Here is a 14,787-nt window from a genome sequence, read left to right on the forward strand (position 1 = left end):
GGATGAGGTGGCCCGTGAACATGCGAGAGCTCGTGAAGGACCTCGAGGCCCGCCGGGAGCAGGCGCGGCGGATGGGCGGAGAGGAGCGGGTGGCGAAGCAGCACGCCCGCGGGAAGATGACGGCGCGGGAGCGGCTCGCGGCGTTCTTCGACGACGGCGTGCATTTCGAGGTCGGGATGCACGGCACGCAGATGGGGCTCGCGGCCGGGCCGGACGGGGGCGACAGGCCGCCGGCCGACGCGGTGGTGTGCGCGTTCGGCAAGGTCGACGGGCGGATGGTGTGCGCGGCGGCGTACGACTTCACCGTCAAGGGCGGCAGCATCGGGCACACGGGCGAGGAGAAGGTGACCCGGCTGCGGCAGATGGCGCTCCGCGGCCGCTGGCCGATGGTGTGGTTCATCGACTCGGGCGGGGCGCGCATCGACCCCGGCTCGATGCACCCGGACAGCATCTCGCTGTTCGCCGGCTCGGGGCACCTGTTCCGCGAGCAGGTGCACATGAGCGGCGTCGTGCCGCAGGTCGCGGCCATGGTGGGGCCGGGCGCCGCGGGCACCGCGTACATCCCGGGGCTCGCGGACTTCGTGCCGATGGTCAAGGACGTCGGGTCGCTGGCGCTCGGCGGCCCGCCGCTCGTGCGCGCGATGACGGGCGAGGACATCTCGGAGCAGGAGCTCGGCGGCAGCAAGGTGCACACGACGAAGAGCGGCGTGGGCGACGCGGAGTACGCGAGCGACGCGGAGTGCATCGCGGCGGTGAAGCGGTACCTCTCGTTCTTCCCGTCGAGCTGCGACGAGGAGCCGCCGCGCCTGCCGGTGACCGATCCGATCGAGCGGCGGGAGGAGTCGCTGCTCGATCTCCTGCCCGACAACCCGCGGCGCTCCTACGACATGCTGAAGCTGATCGACGCCATCGTCGATCACGGCGAGCGGCTCGACCTGAAGCCGCGGTGGGCGCGCTCGATCATCACCAGCCTGGCGCGGATCGGCGGCCAGCCGGTCGGCATCGTGGCGAACCAGCCGAGCCACATGGGCGGCATCCTCGACGTGGACGCGTCCGACAAGGCCGCGCGCTTCATGCAGATCTGCGACGCGTTCAACATCCCGCTCGTGTTCCTGCAGGACGTGCCGGGGTTCATGATCGGCTCGAAGGTCGAGCACGAGGGCATCATCCGCCACGGGGCGAAGATGCTGCACGTGATGGCCGCGGCCACGGTGCCCAAGATCACGGTGGTCGTGCGGAAGGCGTACGGCGCCGGGTACTACGTGATGTGCGGGCGCGCGTACGAGCCGGACCTCATCGTCGGGTGGCCGACCGCCGAGATCAGCGTGATGGGGCCCGAGGGGATGCTCGGGATCGCCGCGAAGAAGATGTTCGGGGACGCGCCGCCGCCGGCGGAGGTGAAGCAGGGGATCGTCGACATGATCCAGAAGAACATCGACGTGATGAAGGTCGCGGGGTGGGGCCTCATCGACGACGTGATCGATCCGCGGGACACGCGCAGGGTGATCGCGTGGGGGCTCGAGCTCGCCCGGAAGAAGCGCGTGGAGCGGCCGGAGAAGAAGCGGGGGATCATCCCGGTGTAGCGGCCGGGGGGCGGGGGGAGGGCGTTCGGGGCCGCACGGCCCCGTGGGGGCCTGCCGTGGTGATGACGACGAGCTGCTCCGCGGCGACGCCGGTCAGTCGGCGTCTGCGTCTTGCTCCGCGGGCTCGGGCTTCGGCGTCGGTACGGCGCGCGGGGCGGCGGCGTAGAACGGCTCCGGCGCGCTCTTCACGCGGAGGAGCGTCGGGGCCTTTGCGGCGACCGATGCGGTGTAGGCGTCGATGCCGAGGCCGGTGCCCGGCTCGTTCGCGTGCAGCGTGGCCGTCACCTCGTACAGGCCCTCACGGGCGAACGTGTCCGCAGGGCAGACCTCCCGGAGGAGGATCGAGACATCCACCGACGCGCCAGGCTTCAACGTCCTGTACATGTCGCGCGGGATCGCGCCGGTCGGCGGGGACGCCTCGCACACGGCCGTGCCGTTCGGACCGGCGACGTGGAACTCGAACATCCGCGGCCGGATGGCGACGGTCATGGGGCGCCTGCCGGCGTTTCTCGCGCTCACCCGGACGACGATCGAACGAGGGCTCGCCGCGTCGGACCAGGGGGCGCTCGTGAGCTCCAGCCGAGGCGCGTTGGCGTCCACGATCGGCTCGCCCGACGAGCCGGCGCCACGGTCGCTGCTGGACGGTGCAGGCTGCGCGGCGACCGCGCCAGCGGGCCTGTCCGCGGAGGAGAGAGCCGCCTTGTCTCCCGAGGGCTGAGCCGCCTTGTCTCCCGAGGGCTGGGCCGCTGTCGTCGACGGCTGCGCCTGCTTGTCGCCCGGGGGCGAAGGCGCCTCGGCGCCGTCCGGCTCGCCTTCGGCCTCGTTCTTCGAGGGCAGGTCGTAGCTCAGCACGATCGTGGGCGCGGCGACCCCCTGCGCCGGAGCGAACGCCGCCGGATCATCCGTCGACTCCGCGGCGAACGGCGGCGAGGGCGCCTTCCGCGACCACCTGGGGGGCGGGCCCCAGCCGTACCAGGTCCTCACCACCGAACCGCCCGCGAGCGCGGCTTCGTCCTTGCCGAAGCAGAGCAGGCGCGGGTCGAAATGCTCCATGTACGACTGGCCAGGCGCCAGCAGGAGCGCGCGCCGCTCCGGGAAGCCGCTCGGCTTGAGCCCCGTCGGGGCCGCGCAGCGCACCGTCTTCTTCGTGCGCTTGTTCGGCGTGTCGATCTCCAGGCGGAGCAGACGGACGTCCGCCGGGATGCGCATCGGGCGCTCCCCTTCGTTGTCGATCCGCAACGTCCACGGCCCGAGCGGCGTCGGCGCGATGAGCCACACGCGCGCCGGCGCGGGCGGCGGCTCTGGCGCCTTCTTCGCGCCCGCCCTGGGCGCGCTCGGCTTTTTCGCAGCGACGCCGGCGCTGCCAGGCGTGGAGGCCGCGCCGGCCTTCGGCCTGTCGGCCGGCGAAGCAGCGCCGGCCTTCGGCGCCCCTGCCGCCGCGGCGGAGCTCGGCTTCCCCGCTGCCTGCTGCGCGGCGCCCGACCTCTCTTGCGCGAGCGCAGGGCGCGACGCGAGCCCCAGCGCGGCCGCTGCGATCGACGCGGCCGACGTGAACAGACAGGCGATCCGGACGAGACGTGTGCGCATGGAGGATCCGTTCGGGAGCGAACGCTTCCGCTTTCTTTCTGGGGGCGTCAACCTTAGCGTAGCCAGCGAGCCTGGCCCCCCTCGGGGGCGACAAGGCGCTCTCCCATCGCCCGAAGCGTTGTCATGCGCGGCCTGTACGCCATCGTCGACACCGACTCGCTCTCGCGCCGCGGGCTCGATCCGGCGGCGTTCGCCGAGGCCGTCCTCGACGCGCGGCCGGCGGCCATCCAGCTCCGCGACAAGCGCGGCGGGGCGGCGCGCACGCTCTCGCTCCTGCGCGCGATCCAGCCGCTCGCGGCGCGCGCGGGCGTGCCGCTGTTCGCGAACGACCGGGCCGATCTCGCGGTGCTCGCGCGCTGCGACGGCGTGCACGTCGGCCAGGACGATCTCCCGGTGCCCGCGGTGCGCAGGCTGGCGCTGCGCGCCGGCGCGCCGCTGCGCGTCGGGCTCTCGACCCACACGCCCGCGCAGGTCGAGGCCGCGCTGCGGGAGCCGCGCGAGGACCTCGATCTCCTCGATCATCACCTCGATTACGTCGCGGTCGGGCCGATCTTCGCGACCTCCAGCAAGGAGCGGCCGGACGCCGTCGTCGGCCTCGACGGGCTCGCGTCGCTGCGCGACACGGTCGAGCGGATGCGGCCCGGGCTGCCGCTCGTGGCGATCGGCGGCATCTCGCTGGAGAGGGCGCGCGAGGTGGCCCCGCTCTGCTCCGCCGCGGCCATCATCGCCGCGCTGCTGCCCGAGCAGGGCGCGCCAGCGTCGCGCGCCCTCGACGAGGTGAGCGCGCGGGCGCGGGCGCTCAAGGAGGCCCTCGCGGAGGGCGCCGGCCCGGCGGCGGTGAGCGGAGGCGGCGCGCGATGAGCCTGACGCTGATCGCGGCGGCCGCCGCGGCGGTGGCCGCGACCGTGGGCTACATGGCGGCGCGCCGCGAGCGCGAGGCGCAGGCAGGGGCGGGCGGCGAGCAGGAGCCGGGGGCGCGCGCGCGGTCGCCGGAGGACGCGCTCTGGGACGAGCTGCCGCTCGCGCTCGGCGACGTGGTGCTGGCCGGGACCGAGGAGCGCTGGCTCTCGGGCGCGATCGTAGCGCGCGAGCGGGGCGAGCTCGTCGCCGTCGTGTTCCTCGCGCCCGAGGGGGCGACGCAGCGGGCGGTCGTGGCCTTCCCCGCGCCGCGGCGCGAGATCCTGTGGCTCGCGCCCGCGGCGGTCGACTCGCCGGACGAGCCGCCGGCCACGCTCGAGATCGCCGGCATGACCCTGCGGCGGCGGGCGCGGCTGCCGGCGGCGCTCGCGCGGCTGGGGCGGGGCGCGCCGCGCGTGGGCGACGCAGGGATCTTCGCGCTGTACGAGGGCGGCGGGCACGACGCGGCCGTGGTGCTCGCGAGCGAGGGGCGCATCCACGCCTGGGCGGGGCGGCGCATCGAGGACGACGGCTACGAGCGGCTCGGCGGCGGCGGCGAGGGCTGACGGCGCGGCGTCCGTCAGCCGATGACGCTGCGCAGCTCCGCGACCAGCGACGCCATCGCCAGGCTCGGCGAGGCGTTGCGCTCGAGCTGCGCCACGGCGCGGGAGACCGCCGCGTAGCGCCTGGCCGAGAGGCCGGCGCGGCGCGGATCGTCCGCGACCGCGGCGCGCGCCTCGCGCGCGAGCGCGGCGTTGAGCGCGCGCAGGTCGTCCTTGAGGGCGCCCTTGTCGCGGTCCACCGACTCCGCGAACGCGACGGCGGGCCCGAGGTCCCGGGCGGCCGCGGCGGCGAGGACGCTCTTCACGAAGGCGTCGCGCGCGGCGGTCTGCTCCTCGTCCGCGAGCTCGAGCGCCAGCGAGGCGCTGCCCGCGGCGAGCTCCACCGCGAGGTCGTGCCGCGCTTCCGGCACGCCGTGATCGCGGAGGATGCCGCGCACGATCGGCTCGGAGAGCGGGGCGAAGCGCACGGGGAGGGTGCGCGAGCGGATGGTGTTGAGCAGGCGATCACCCCGCGCGGTGAGCAGGATGAAGTGGGTGCCGGGCCGCGGCTCCTCGAGCGTCTTGAGGAACGCGTTCGCGGCGCCGACGCTGAGGTCCTCGGCGTCGCGGACGATGAACACCCGCGCGCGCCCCTCGTGGGGCGGGTAGGAGGCGTGGGCGAGCACGATGGCGCGGACCTGATCGACCGAGATCTCGGTCAGCTCGTCGCGGCTCCGGCCGATGACGGCGGCGGGGTAGAAGTTCTTCGCGACGATCTGGACGTCGGGGTGGAGCGGCGACGCGGGGCGCCCCGGGGAGCGCCCGGCCGCGCGCCGGCAGGCGTCGCAGCGGCCGCAGCCGAGCGGGTCGCCCGCTGTGCACACGAGCGCCTGCGAGAGGGCGACGGCCGCGAGCTCCTTGCCGACGCCGGGCGGGCCCTCGAAGCGGTAGGCGTGGTGGACGCGCCCCGTCTGGAGCGCGCGCACGAGCGTGCCGACCGCGGTGTCCTGGCCGAGGATGTGGGAGAACGGCACGGCCCGCTATCTAGCACGACCGGGGCGCGACCTGGTCCCGGTCCGCGCCGCGCGCGAGGCCGCCCGGCGCCGCGCGCGGCGCGATCCGCGCCCGCCTCCGCGCTGCCCGCATTGCGCGCGGCGGTGATAGGTTGCCGCGCATGCGCGTCCTCGTGCTCGGCGGCACTCGCTTCATGGGTCATTTCCTGGTCTATCGCCTGCTCGCGGCGGGCCACCAGGTCACCCTCCTGAACCGCGGCGTCACGCCCGACCTGTTCGGCGATCGCGTCGCGCGCGTGCGGTGCGACCGCGCGGCCGGCGGCCTCGAGCGGGCGCTCGGGGGCCTCGAGTTCGACGCCGCCGTGGACTTCACCGCGTACACGGCCGCGGACGGCCGCGCGGCGGCCCAGGCGCTCGGCGGCGGGCGCGTCGGCCACTACGTCATGATCAGCACCGGCTCTGTGTACCTCGTGCGCGAGGGCTGCCCGCGCCCCGCGCGCGAGCGCGACTACGACGGACCGCTGCTCCCGGAGCCCGCGGGCGAGGAGGATCGCGCGGCGTGGTCCTACGGCATGAACAAGCGCGGCTGCGAGGAGGTGCTCGCGGCCGCGTGGCGGGAGGACGGCTTCCCGGCGACCGTGCTGCGCATCCCGATGGTGAACGGGGAGCGCGACCCGCACCGCCGCCTGGAGCGGTACATCGCGCGCGTGCTCGACGGCGGCCCGCTGCTCGTCCCGGACGGCGGCGAGCACCCCGTGCGGCACGTGTACGGCGGCGACGTGGTGAGGGCGATCGTGAAGCTGCTGATGGCGCCGTCGACGTTCGGCCAGGCGTACAACCTCTGCATGGACGAGGCGCCGACGCTCTCGGAGCTGCTCGCGCTCGTCGCCGAGCAGCTCGGCGCGCCGGCGCGCCTTCAGCCGGTCGACTCGGCCGCGCTCCGTGCGCGCGGCCTCGACCCTGTGGCGATGTCGCCGTTCAGCGATCGCTGGATGTCGATGCTGGATCCCGCGAGGGCGAAGGCGGAGCTCGGCTTCCAGCACACGCCGCTCCGGCGCTGGCTGGAGACGGTGATCACGTCGCTGCTCGCGAACCCGCCGTCCGAGGCGCCGCCGGGTTACGAGCGGCGCGCCGAGGAGCTCTCGCTCGCGGCGGAGCTCCGCGGCGAGGCGGGCGCGGCGAACACCGGCCCGGCGTGAGGTAAGCTGGGCCCGCGGGGAGGCGGGCGGGCCGGGAGGTCGCGCGCCGCCTTCGCGCGCTGGCGTGAACCATCCGGAGGAGGGGAGTGCTCGCGATGCAGGATGTAGAGCCCAGGCGGGTCCAGGCGGCCCTCGACGCCTTTCTGAGCACGCCGCTCGACGCGGCGCTGTCGCGTCACCGCGAGGTCGACCCGGCGGCCGGCGCGCTCGCGCTGTTCCACGACGTCGCCGCCGCGGTCCCCGCGTACCGGCGCTTCCTCGACGAGCACGGCGTCGATCCGGCGGCCGTCCGGACCCCCGCGGACTTCGCGGCGCTGCCGGTGATCACGAAGCAGAACTACATCCTCCGGCACCCGATCGCGGACCTGTGCCGCGGCGGGCGCGTCGAGGCGTGCGACATGGTCGCGGTCTCCTCGGGTTCGACGGGCAAGCCGACGTTCTGGCCTCGCTCGATCGCGGACGAGCTCCCTGTCGCGCGGCGCTTCGAGCAGGTGTTTCACGACAGCTTCCGGGCCGACGCGCGCCGCACGCTCGCGGTCGTGTGCTTCGCGCTCGGCTCGTGGGTCGGCGGGATGTACACGGCCGCGTGCTGCCGTCACCTCGCGGCGAAGGGCTATCCGATCACGGTCGTCACGCCGGGCAACAACAAGGAGGAGATCTACCGGGTCGTCCTCGATCTCGGGCCGGCGTTCGATCAGGTCGTCCTGCTCGGCTATCCGCCCTTCCTGAAGGACGTTATCGACACTGGCCGGGCGCGGGGGATCGACTGGGCGCCGCTGCGGATCAAGCTGGTGATGGCCGGCGAGGTGTTCAGCGAGGAGTGGCGGAGCCTTGTCGGCGAGCGCGTCGGGTCGACGTCGCCCTGCCACGACTCGGCGTCTCTGTACGGAACGGCGGACGCCGGCGTGCTGGGCAACGAGACGCCGCTCAGCATCGCGATCCGACGGTTCCTCGCGGGCAACCCGGACGCCGCGCGCGCCCTCTTCGGGCAGGACCGGCTGCCGACGCTCGTGCAGTACGACCCGGCGGTGCGGTTCTTCGAGCAGCGCGACGGGATGCTTCTTTTCTCGGGCGATAATGGCGTCCCGCTCATCCGCTACGCGATCCTCGACAGCGGGGGTGTCTACGCGCACGCGGACATGATGGCGGCGCTGGCCCGCTTCGGCTTCGATCCGCGGCGGGAGCTCGACGGGGAGCGCGGCGCCCGCGAGCTGCCGTTCGTGTACGTGTTCGGGCGCTCGGATTTCACGGTGTCGTATTTCGGCGCCAACATCTATCCGGAGAACGTCGTCGTGGGCATCGAGCAGCCCGGCGTGAAGGAGTGGGTGACCGGGAAGTTCGTGCTGGAGGTCCGCGAGGGCGAGGACAGGGATGCGGTTCTGTCGGTGGTCGTCGAGCTCGCGCCCGGGGAGGCGGAGACCGAGGCGCGGCGCGAGGCGGCGGCGCGGTCGATCGAGGAGCACCTGGTCCGGCTGAACAGCGAGTTCAGGAGCTACGTGCCTGCGGGGAAGCGCGCGCCGCGGGTGACGCTGAGGGCGGCGGGGGATCCGGAGTACTTCCCGCTGGGGGTGAAGCACCGGTACACGCGCAAGGCGACCGGGTGAGGGCGGCCGAGGCCGGAGGCTAATCCCGGCGGCGGGCTGGGCCAGCGCAGCGGAAGCCGACGATATCGTACGGGCGTCTCGCAATGCACCCGCGCCGGCTCGCAGACCGCAGCTGCTTGGGCCCGTCCGAGATCGAGCCGCCACGCACCACCCGCGCGCCTTCGCTGAGACGACGAACCGCTGCCTCTTGATGCCCGTCGATCGGTGCTTCTCTGTCAAACGCCCGGTACTCGTCCCAGGTCCACTCCCATACGTTTCCGTGCATGTCGTACAGGTTCCACGCGTTAGGCTTCTTCCGGCCAACCGGGGCGACCGGCGCTCCCCCACCTTCACGGTACCACGCGAATTCCTTCAAGCGACGCTCGCTATTGCCGAAGAAATACCGGGTCGTCGTCCCGGCTCGGCACGCGTATTCCCATTCTGCCTCCTCCGGCAAGCGGAAGCCATTCGCGTCTTCCAGCGACACCACGCTGTCCGGCGACAGCATATAGCATGGCTGCCTTCCTGCCAGCTGGGAGAGCGTATTGCAAAACTCGATAGCGTCTTCCCATCGGATGTTGATGGTAGGCCGATTCGCTATTCCCTGCGCGGCGGGGATGCCGATCACGGCCGCGTACTGCCCTGCTGTGATGGGTGTCGCGCACAGTGAAAATGCCGGAACCTCTATGTGGCGCTGAGGCTTCTCGTTCTTGCTGGCCTCGGTATCGTCGTCCGGACTGCCCATGAGAAACACGCCGGCAGGGATGTCCACCCACGGCAAGAGCGACTCGAAGAAGTCGCTCTGGTACGTCACCTGCTGTAGCCGGACCCTGCCTTGCTTCTCGATGATGCCGCAGCGGAAGGTCCCGCGTTCCTCGAACGGCCTCTCGTCGGCCCCGGGGACGGGGTGCGTCGGCCACAGCAGACTCCAGCTTCCGAGGAGGAGCACCTGCTCCTTGGCCGTCTCTGCGGCCCGCTCCGCCAGAGCGCAATTGCTGAGCACCACCGGGCCTTGAACGCGGCCCGCTCGCGGCTCCAGGATGGCTCGGTTGACGGCGCGGTGAATCGGACCGCCGTCCTCCAGCGCTCGCCACACCGCCCGCGAGAGCGCGCCGCCCGCCTGCCGGGCGCCCTCTGGCGTCTCCCGTGGCACCCCCACATCGCGTGCTTCGGTGCTTCTCGTCGCCTCCAGCGTCGCCCCGCCCCCGTTTCCCGCCGCGCCCCTGAGCGCCTCGCAGAACGCCGCCACATCCGGGAACCGCTCGGACGCCTCGAACTCGATCGCCTTCTCCAGCACCTTCCGCACCGCGTCGCTGCACGGCAGCCGCTCGAGCACCCGCCCCGGATACCGCATCATGATCGGCGGCAGCTCCCCGCCGTGCAGGCAGAACACCGCCGTCATGCCGAGCCCGTACACGTCCGCGCGAACGTCCGCGTCCTGCGGGCGGTGCATCAGCTCCGGCGCCGCATACAGGAACGTCCCCAGCGCGCCGCTCCTCGTGCCGCCCGTCGTGTCGCGCGCCCAGACCAGATCGAAGTCCGTGATCCGCGGCAGCCCCTCTCCATCGAGCAGGATGTTCGCCGGCTTCACGTCCCGGTGCACGAGCCCCCGCGCGTGGGCGAACGAGATCGCCTCTCCGGCGAGCAGCAGCATCGGGATCACCCGCTCTGCCGGCAGCCGCTTCCCGATCACCGCGCTGTACACGTCCTCGCCGTGGACGAGCTCCATCACGAAGTAGTGCCAGCCGCCGTCCTCGCCCTTCGGCTCCAGGATGCGCACAACGCCGGGGTGGTCGAGCTCCGCCATCGCGCGCGCCCCCCGGAAGAACCGCTCCCGCCGCCCCTCGTCGCCCGCGAGGTTCGGGTGAAGCACCTTGATCGCCACCGGCTGGTCGCCCCGCCCCGCGTCGAGCGCGCGCCACACGGTCGCGAACCCGCCGCGGCCGATCCGCTCGAGCAGCAGGTACCGGCCGTCGCTGAGCTCCTCGCCCACGTGGAGCTGGCCGCCCTCCCGGCGCTTGCGCCGGAGATCGACGATCTCCTGGTCCACCTCCGCGGTGCTCGCGCCGGCCGCCATGAGCCGCACCCGCCGCTTCTGCGCCGCCGCGATCTGCTTGTCGATCGCGCGGATCGCCTCGTCGGCGTCCCTCAGGGTCGCGGCGAGCGCGCTCGTCGGCGCTGCCCTGGCGGGCCCCGCCTCCGGCCGCGCGCTCACCGCGGCCTCCTCCACGGCCGCGCGGATGCCCCGGACCACGTCCCTCCACGCTTCATCCGGATTGGCCCAGCTCGTCACCGCCCCGCCGTCCCGCGGCAGCGCCTGCAGCGCCGCGAGCGCGGTCCCCTCCCAGTCGCACGCGCGCACAAGGATGGGCACCACGCGCGCCGCCCCCCGGCGATGCCGCTCCAGCGCGGCGCCGAGCTCCCGCTCGTAGCAGCTGTCCGAGGCGAGGAACGCCTCGCTCACCAGCAGCACGACCACCTCGGCGGCGGCGAGCTCCGCCGCGACCGACTCGTCGCGCACCGCCCCGGCGCCGATCCGGCCGCGGTGCCACGTGCTCACGAGGCCCTGCCGTTTGAGGGCGGCGAGGTGCGCCTCGAGCGCCTCGAGGTGCGACCGGTCCGCGGGGGCGTAGGAGATGAAGACGTTGACCGCCATGCGCTGAGCGCGTCGCGGTGGCGGCGAGCACGCTGCGTCTCGGCCGCCCGCTCCGCGTGGACGAGGCTACCAGAGGCGCCGCCCGGTGGCCCGGCCGCTCACGCGGCCTTCCCGCAGCACCGCTTGTACTTCTCGCCGCTCCCGCACGGGCAAGGGCCCTTGCGGGACGGTCCTTCCCGGCGGGGCGCCTGGATCTTCGGGTGGTAGTGCTCGCGGAGCGGCGCGAGCAGCCGCAGCGTGTCCTCCGGCGACCAGCGGGCATGGACGAGGCGGACGTACTCGCGCGGAAGGAAGAGCTGCTCCGGCTCGGCGCGCGCCGTCCAGGGGATGAAGAGCATCATCAGGGCCATGATCTCCGCATCGTCGACGAACGACCGCCGCGTGTTCACCGGAAGGGCCATGGCGAGCGCCTCGGGCACGTCTTCCTCGCGCTCGAAGCGCAGCGGGTCGCCCGCGGCGAGCCCGCGGGTGAGCGAGACGGCCATCCGCGCCCCGAGGCTCCGCTGCATGGTGGCCGCCGACTCGGCCTCGTCGAGCGCCGTCTCGGCGGTGCTCTGGAAGAGGGTGAGGAGCGCCTCCGGGAAATGGACCCCGGAGAGATCCCGCGGCGCCGACAGCACCTTCCGCACCTCGGCGCGGAGCCTGGCATGACCCGCGCCGAGCGCGATCAGGCTCCCGACGCTGGTCACGAGCCGGAGCTGCGACGCGGCCTCGTCGAACGCCGTCTTGCAGGCGCGGAGCTGCGCCTTGCCGACCTTCGCGACGCCCCAGAAGCCGCGCAGGGCGAGGGCGACGCTCCCCTGGCGCGAGGCGCCCCACGCGAGGCAGGAGCTCGAGAGATCGAGCTGCTCCGGGAGCGACTCGATGAGCGCGCGACCGTCCGTGAACGCGAGGACCGCGAGGTGCCCGATGGCCCAGAACAGGTCCCAGTACCGCCGGAGCACGGGTGTCAGCACGCGCTTCGGGTGCTCGACGCGGAGGAGCGCGCCGCGCAGATCGTCGAGCTCGGTCACCGCGCCGAAGTAGGCGCGCAGGAACTCGAGGCCGAAGAGCGGCCGGAAGGCCGAGATGGCCACGAACTCCTCGCGCGACAGGTCCGGGCCGGCGTGGAAGATGCGGTCGACGAGCTGCGCCGTGTGCCCCTTCGGCCCGGCGAGCGCGCTCGCCGCGGCCATGCGCGCGCGCAGATCCGCGGCCTTCGCGGTGAGCCCGTCGAGCTGCCCGCGGGGGATGACCGGGAGGTCGCCCGCGCGCATCCCGGCGCCGAGGCAGGTCACGAAGCGACCCTCGCGCGTGACGACGAGGAACGGCCCGCGCGCCGGATCGTCGAGCGAGATCGCGACCCGCTCTGCGCCGTCGGGGAGCCTGACGCAGCCGAGGAGGTACTGGACGAGGCCGTGATCGCGGTAGAGCGTGAGCGCGAGCTCGACGTGAGGGAGCGAGACGCGATCGAGCCTGGACAGGAAGTGGTGTTGATGCCCCACGGTCGCAGGCCGATCCTAGCGTGGGCGACCGACCGGGGCGGCGACGAGCACTGCCGCGTCGCCCGCCGCAGAGGGCACGCTGGCGGGGCGCGGACACCGGCCCGCCTCCCCGCGCCGCGCGCAGAGCCCCCGCCCCGAGGGCCTGCGAGGGGCACGGCGCCAGGGACGAGCGCGGGGACCGTGGGCTTGAGCCTCAACGCTTGATTCCTGCGATCGGGCCGTTGCAACGCTTGATGCAAGCGTTGCAACGGCGACTCGGAGGCCGAGTCGGTGATCTCAACGCTTGAAAGAGCCGACTCGGCGCGCGAGCAGCCGCCTTCAAACCTTGAGAGCGCTCGCTGGGCTCCCCGGAACCCCGCTTCAAGCCTTGAAAGCGCCCGCTCGGGTCTCGAGCCGCCGCTTTCAAGGCTTGAGACCACCACCTGGCACGCGGGCACCGAGCTTCCATGCGCGGGGGTCGCCCTCTCTTGCGGCGCTTGCTGGTAGAAGGGCGCAGAGACCATGAACGACCTTCCTCCCCCGCTCGTCGTCCTCGGCTGCGGCTTCACCGGCGCGGTGGTCGCCGGCCTCCGGAGGGCGTCCGGCGGCCGCGTCGTCGCGACGACCCGCTCCTCCGAGCGCGCGGCCGAGCTCGCGCAGGCGGGCATCGACGTGCGCGTCCTGCCGGCGCTCACGGCCGAGGCCGTCGACGGGCTCGTGCCGGACGGCGCGGACGTGCTCGTCGCCTTCCCGCCCGACGGCGCGACGGACGCCGCGATCGCGCCGTCGCTCGGCCGGGCGCGCGCGATCGCGTACGTCTCGTCGACCGCCGTCTACGGCGGCGCGACGGGGCGCATCGACGAGGCGACGCCCACGTCAGCCGACGGCCCGCGCGCCGCGGCGCGCCTCGCGGCGGAGGCCGTGTACCGCGAGCGCGGCGCCGTGGTGCTGCGCGCGGCGGGCATCTACGGCCCCGGCCGCGGCCTGCACCAGCGGCTCTTGCGCGGCGACTTCCGCATGACGGGCGAGGGCGACCAGCAGGGCAGGAACGTCGTCTCGCGCGTCCACGTCGAGGACCTCGCGCGCCTCGCGCTCGCCGCCCTGGAGCGCGCCGCCCCCGGGGAGGCGTTCCTCGTCGCGGACGACGCGCCCGTGCCGCAGATCGAGGTCGTCCGCTGGCTGTGCGCGCGGCTCGGCCTGGAGCTGCCGCCGGGCGCGCCGCGCGAGGACCTGCACGAGACGCTCCGCCACGACCGCGCCGTGGACAACGCGAAGATCAAGCGCGCCCTCGGCATGACGCTGCTCTATCCGAGCTACCGCGAGGGGTTCGAGGCGTGCCTCGCCGTGGAGGCCGAGACGCCGTCCCTCGCCGCCGCGGCGCGCGCCCCGCGCGAGCGCGGCTGATCGGCGGGCGTCGGCGGCGCTGCGCCCGGCGCGGGCGGCGCTGCGCCCGGCGCGGGCGGCGCTGCGCCCGGCGCGGGCGGCGCTGCGCCCGGCGCGGGCAGCGCTGCGCCCACGTCGCCCGCGCGCTGCTATTCCGCGCGCTCGGCGCTGCCCTGCGCCGGCGCCTCCTCTGGCTCGGCCTCGTCGAGCTGATCGATCTCCCGGAAGAGCCCGTCCAGATCGAGCGCCAGCCCGTCGCAGCCCGGCACCTCCTGGAGCACGCCCCCGGTCACGCCGAGGCGACGCATGTAGAGCCCGTCGCGCGTGAGCTCGAAGATCTCCAGGGTGCGGAGCTGCGGATCGAGCAGCCAGTACCAGCGCACCCCGAACGCCGCGTACTCCTCCAGCTTCTCGATGCGGTCGCGACGTCCGTCCCGCGGCGAGGGCGAGACGATCTCGACCATGATGTCCGGCGGGATCGCGACGGGGCCGCGGGCCGGGGGCTTCCGGGACGTCGGAAGGAACACCGATACGTCGGATTTTCGGCCGCGCCGCGGCTTGAGCGCGTACTTCACCTCGGAGCCGAAGACGAAGCCGCGGCGCGGAGCCAGCCATGCCCGGAGGGTGTGAACGAGCCAGGCGACGGCCAGCTCATGAACGCAATCGGGCATCTCCTCCTCGACAAGCCGGCCATCGATGAGCTCACCGGCCTCGTCCTCCGGCAGCGCTGCCCATTCCGCGACGGACAGGAGGCGGGCTGGCTTGGGCTCCGGATACGGGCGCTGGGTCACGCCGAGAGGCTACCACCCGCGCGCGCTCCGCGCTCGATCAAGGGAGGGAGCGTCGGCCCCACCTCCGCAGGAGACGCCGCCGCGGCGACC

General features: G+C 73.8%; 11 protein-coding genes. 6 read left to right on the forward strand and 5 right to left on the reverse strand.

What is annotated here, in order from left to right; all coding sequences use genetic code 11:
• Positions 1 to 20: 20 nt before the first annotated feature.
• Positions 21 to 1,583 (forward strand): acyl-CoA carboxylase subunit beta, encoded by a 1,563-nt coding sequence (locus tag WMF24_RS09280; protein WP_437738782.1) that lies wholly within the window; start codon positions 21 to 23, stop codon positions 1,581 to 1,583.
• A gap of 93 nt (positions 1,584 to 1,676) precedes the next feature.
• Here the strand turns inward: WMF24_RS09280 and WMF24_RS09285 are convergent, their stop codons facing one another.
• A complete protein-coding gene (locus tag WMF24_RS09285) occupies positions 1,677 to 3,170 on the reverse strand; it encodes a hypothetical protein (protein WP_437736015.1) in 1,494 nt (497 codons plus the stop codon).
• 123 nt (positions 3,171 to 3,293) lie between these two features.
• Between WMF24_RS09285 and WMF24_RS09290 the strand changes: the two genes are divergently transcribed.
• The gene (locus WMF24_RS09290) at positions 3,294 to 4,031 is read left to right on the forward strand and encodes a thiamine phosphate synthase (protein ID WP_437736016.1); all 738 of its coding nucleotides are present in this window, start codon (positions 3,294 to 3,296) and stop codon (positions 4,029 to 4,031) included.
• The gene (locus WMF24_RS09295; RefSeq protein WP_437736017.1) at positions 4,028 to 4,633 is read left to right on the forward strand and encodes a hypothetical protein; all 606 of its coding nucleotides are present in this window, start codon (positions 4,028 to 4,030) and stop codon (positions 4,631 to 4,633) included. The genes WMF24_RS09290 and WMF24_RS09295 overlap by 4 nt, the downstream gene beginning before the upstream one ends.
• Before the next feature lie 14 nt (positions 4,634 to 4,647).
• Here WMF24_RS09295 and WMF24_RS09300 read toward each other — a convergent pair whose 3' ends face one another.
• The gene (locus WMF24_RS09300; protein ID WP_437736018.1) at positions 4,648 to 5,643 is read right to left on the reverse strand and encodes an ATP-binding protein; all 996 of its coding nucleotides are present in this window, start codon (positions 5,641 to 5,643) and stop codon (positions 4,648 to 4,650) included.
• Positions 5,644 to 5,783: 140 nt separating this feature from the next.
• Between WMF24_RS09300 and WMF24_RS09305 the strand changes: the two genes are divergently transcribed.
• Both WMF24_RS09305 and WMF24_RS09310 read left to right on the forward strand, forming a co-directional pair.
• Entirely contained in the window at positions 5,784 to 6,821 is a 1,038-nt protein-coding gene (locus WMF24_RS09305) for an NAD-dependent epimerase/dehydratase family protein (protein WP_437736019.1), read from the forward strand.
• A 95-nt stretch (positions 6,822 to 6,916) separates the two neighbouring features.
• On the forward strand, positions 6,917 to 8,425 hold the full coding sequence (locus WMF24_RS09310; RefSeq protein ID WP_437736020.1) for a phenylacetate--CoA ligase family protein: 1,509 nt from the start codon (positions 6,917 to 6,919) through the stop codon (positions 8,423 to 8,425).
• 19 nt (positions 8,426 to 8,444) lie between these two features.
• On the opposite strand, the gene WMF24_RS09315 is transcribed toward WMF24_RS09310, so the two are convergent.
• Together WMF24_RS09315 and WMF24_RS09320 are read right to left on the reverse strand one after the other, a co-directional pair.
• Positions 8,445 to 11,060: an SUMF1/EgtB/PvdO family nonheme iron enzyme gene (locus WMF24_RS09315; RefSeq protein ID WP_437736021.1), complete on the reverse strand. Its 2,616-nt coding sequence runs from the start codon at positions 11,058 to 11,060 to the stop codon at positions 8,445 to 8,447.
• 98 nt (positions 11,061 to 11,158) lie between these two features.
• Positions 11,159 to 12,544: a YecA family protein gene (locus tag WMF24_RS09320; RefSeq protein ID WP_437736022.1), complete on the reverse strand. Its 1,386-nt coding sequence runs from the start codon at positions 12,542 to 12,544 to the stop codon at positions 11,159 to 11,161.
• Positions 12,545 to 13,045: 501 nt separating this feature from the next.
• Here WMF24_RS09320 and WMF24_RS09325 point away from each other — a divergent pair.
• Positions 13,046 to 13,927, forward strand: a complete 882-nt coding sequence (locus WMF24_RS09325; RefSeq protein WP_437736023.1) for an NAD-dependent epimerase/dehydratase family protein — start codon at positions 13,046 to 13,048, stop codon at positions 13,925 to 13,927.
• A gap of 128 nt (positions 13,928 to 14,055) precedes the next feature.
• On the opposite strand, the gene WMF24_RS09330 is transcribed toward WMF24_RS09325, so the two are convergent.
• Positions 14,056 to 14,697: a Uma2 family endonuclease gene (locus WMF24_RS09330; protein ID WP_437736024.1), complete on the reverse strand. Its 642-nt coding sequence runs from the start codon at positions 14,695 to 14,697 to the stop codon at positions 14,056 to 14,058.
• Between the last annotated feature and the right edge of the window lie 90 nt (positions 14,698 to 14,787).

It is taken from the genome of Sorangium sp. So ce1335 (genome assembly GCF_051521615.1).
In the GTDB taxonomy this organism is placed as follows: domain Bacteria; phylum Myxococcota_A; class Polyangia; order Polyangiales; family Polyangiaceae; genus Sorangium.

Bases quoted from the DNA above. Each gene is read 5' to 3' on its own strand.
- WMF24_RS09280 (WP_437738782.1), top strand. From the start codon at position 21: ATGCGAGAGCTCGTGAAGGACCTCGAGGCCCGCCGGGAGCAGGCGCGG.
- WMF24_RS09285 (WP_437736015.1), bottom strand. From the start codon at position 3,170: ATGCGCACACGTCTCGTCCGGATCGCCTGTCTGTTCACGTCGGCCGCG.
- WMF24_RS09290 (WP_437736016.1), top strand. From the start codon at position 3,294: ATGCGCGGCCTGTACGCCATCGTCGACACCGACTCGCTCTCGCGCCGC.
- WMF24_RS09295 (WP_437736017.1), top strand. From the start codon at position 4,028: ATGAGCCTGACGCTGATCGCGGCGGCCGCCGCGGCGGTGGCCGCGACC.
- WMF24_RS09305 (WP_437736019.1), top strand. From the start codon at position 5,784: ATGCGCGTCCTCGTGCTCGGCGGCACTCGCTTCATGGGTCATTTCCTG.
- WMF24_RS09310 (WP_437736020.1), top strand. From the start codon at position 6,917: ATGCAGGATGTAGAGCCCAGGCGGGTCCAGGCGGCCCTCGACGCCTTT.
- WMF24_RS09315 (WP_437736021.1), bottom strand. From the start codon at position 11,060: ATGGCGGTCAACGTCTTCATCTCCTACGCCCCCGCGGACCGGTCGCAC.
- WMF24_RS09325 (WP_437736023.1), top strand. From the start codon at position 13,046: ATGAACGACCTTCCTCCCCCGCTCGTCGTCCTCGGCTGCGGCTTCACC.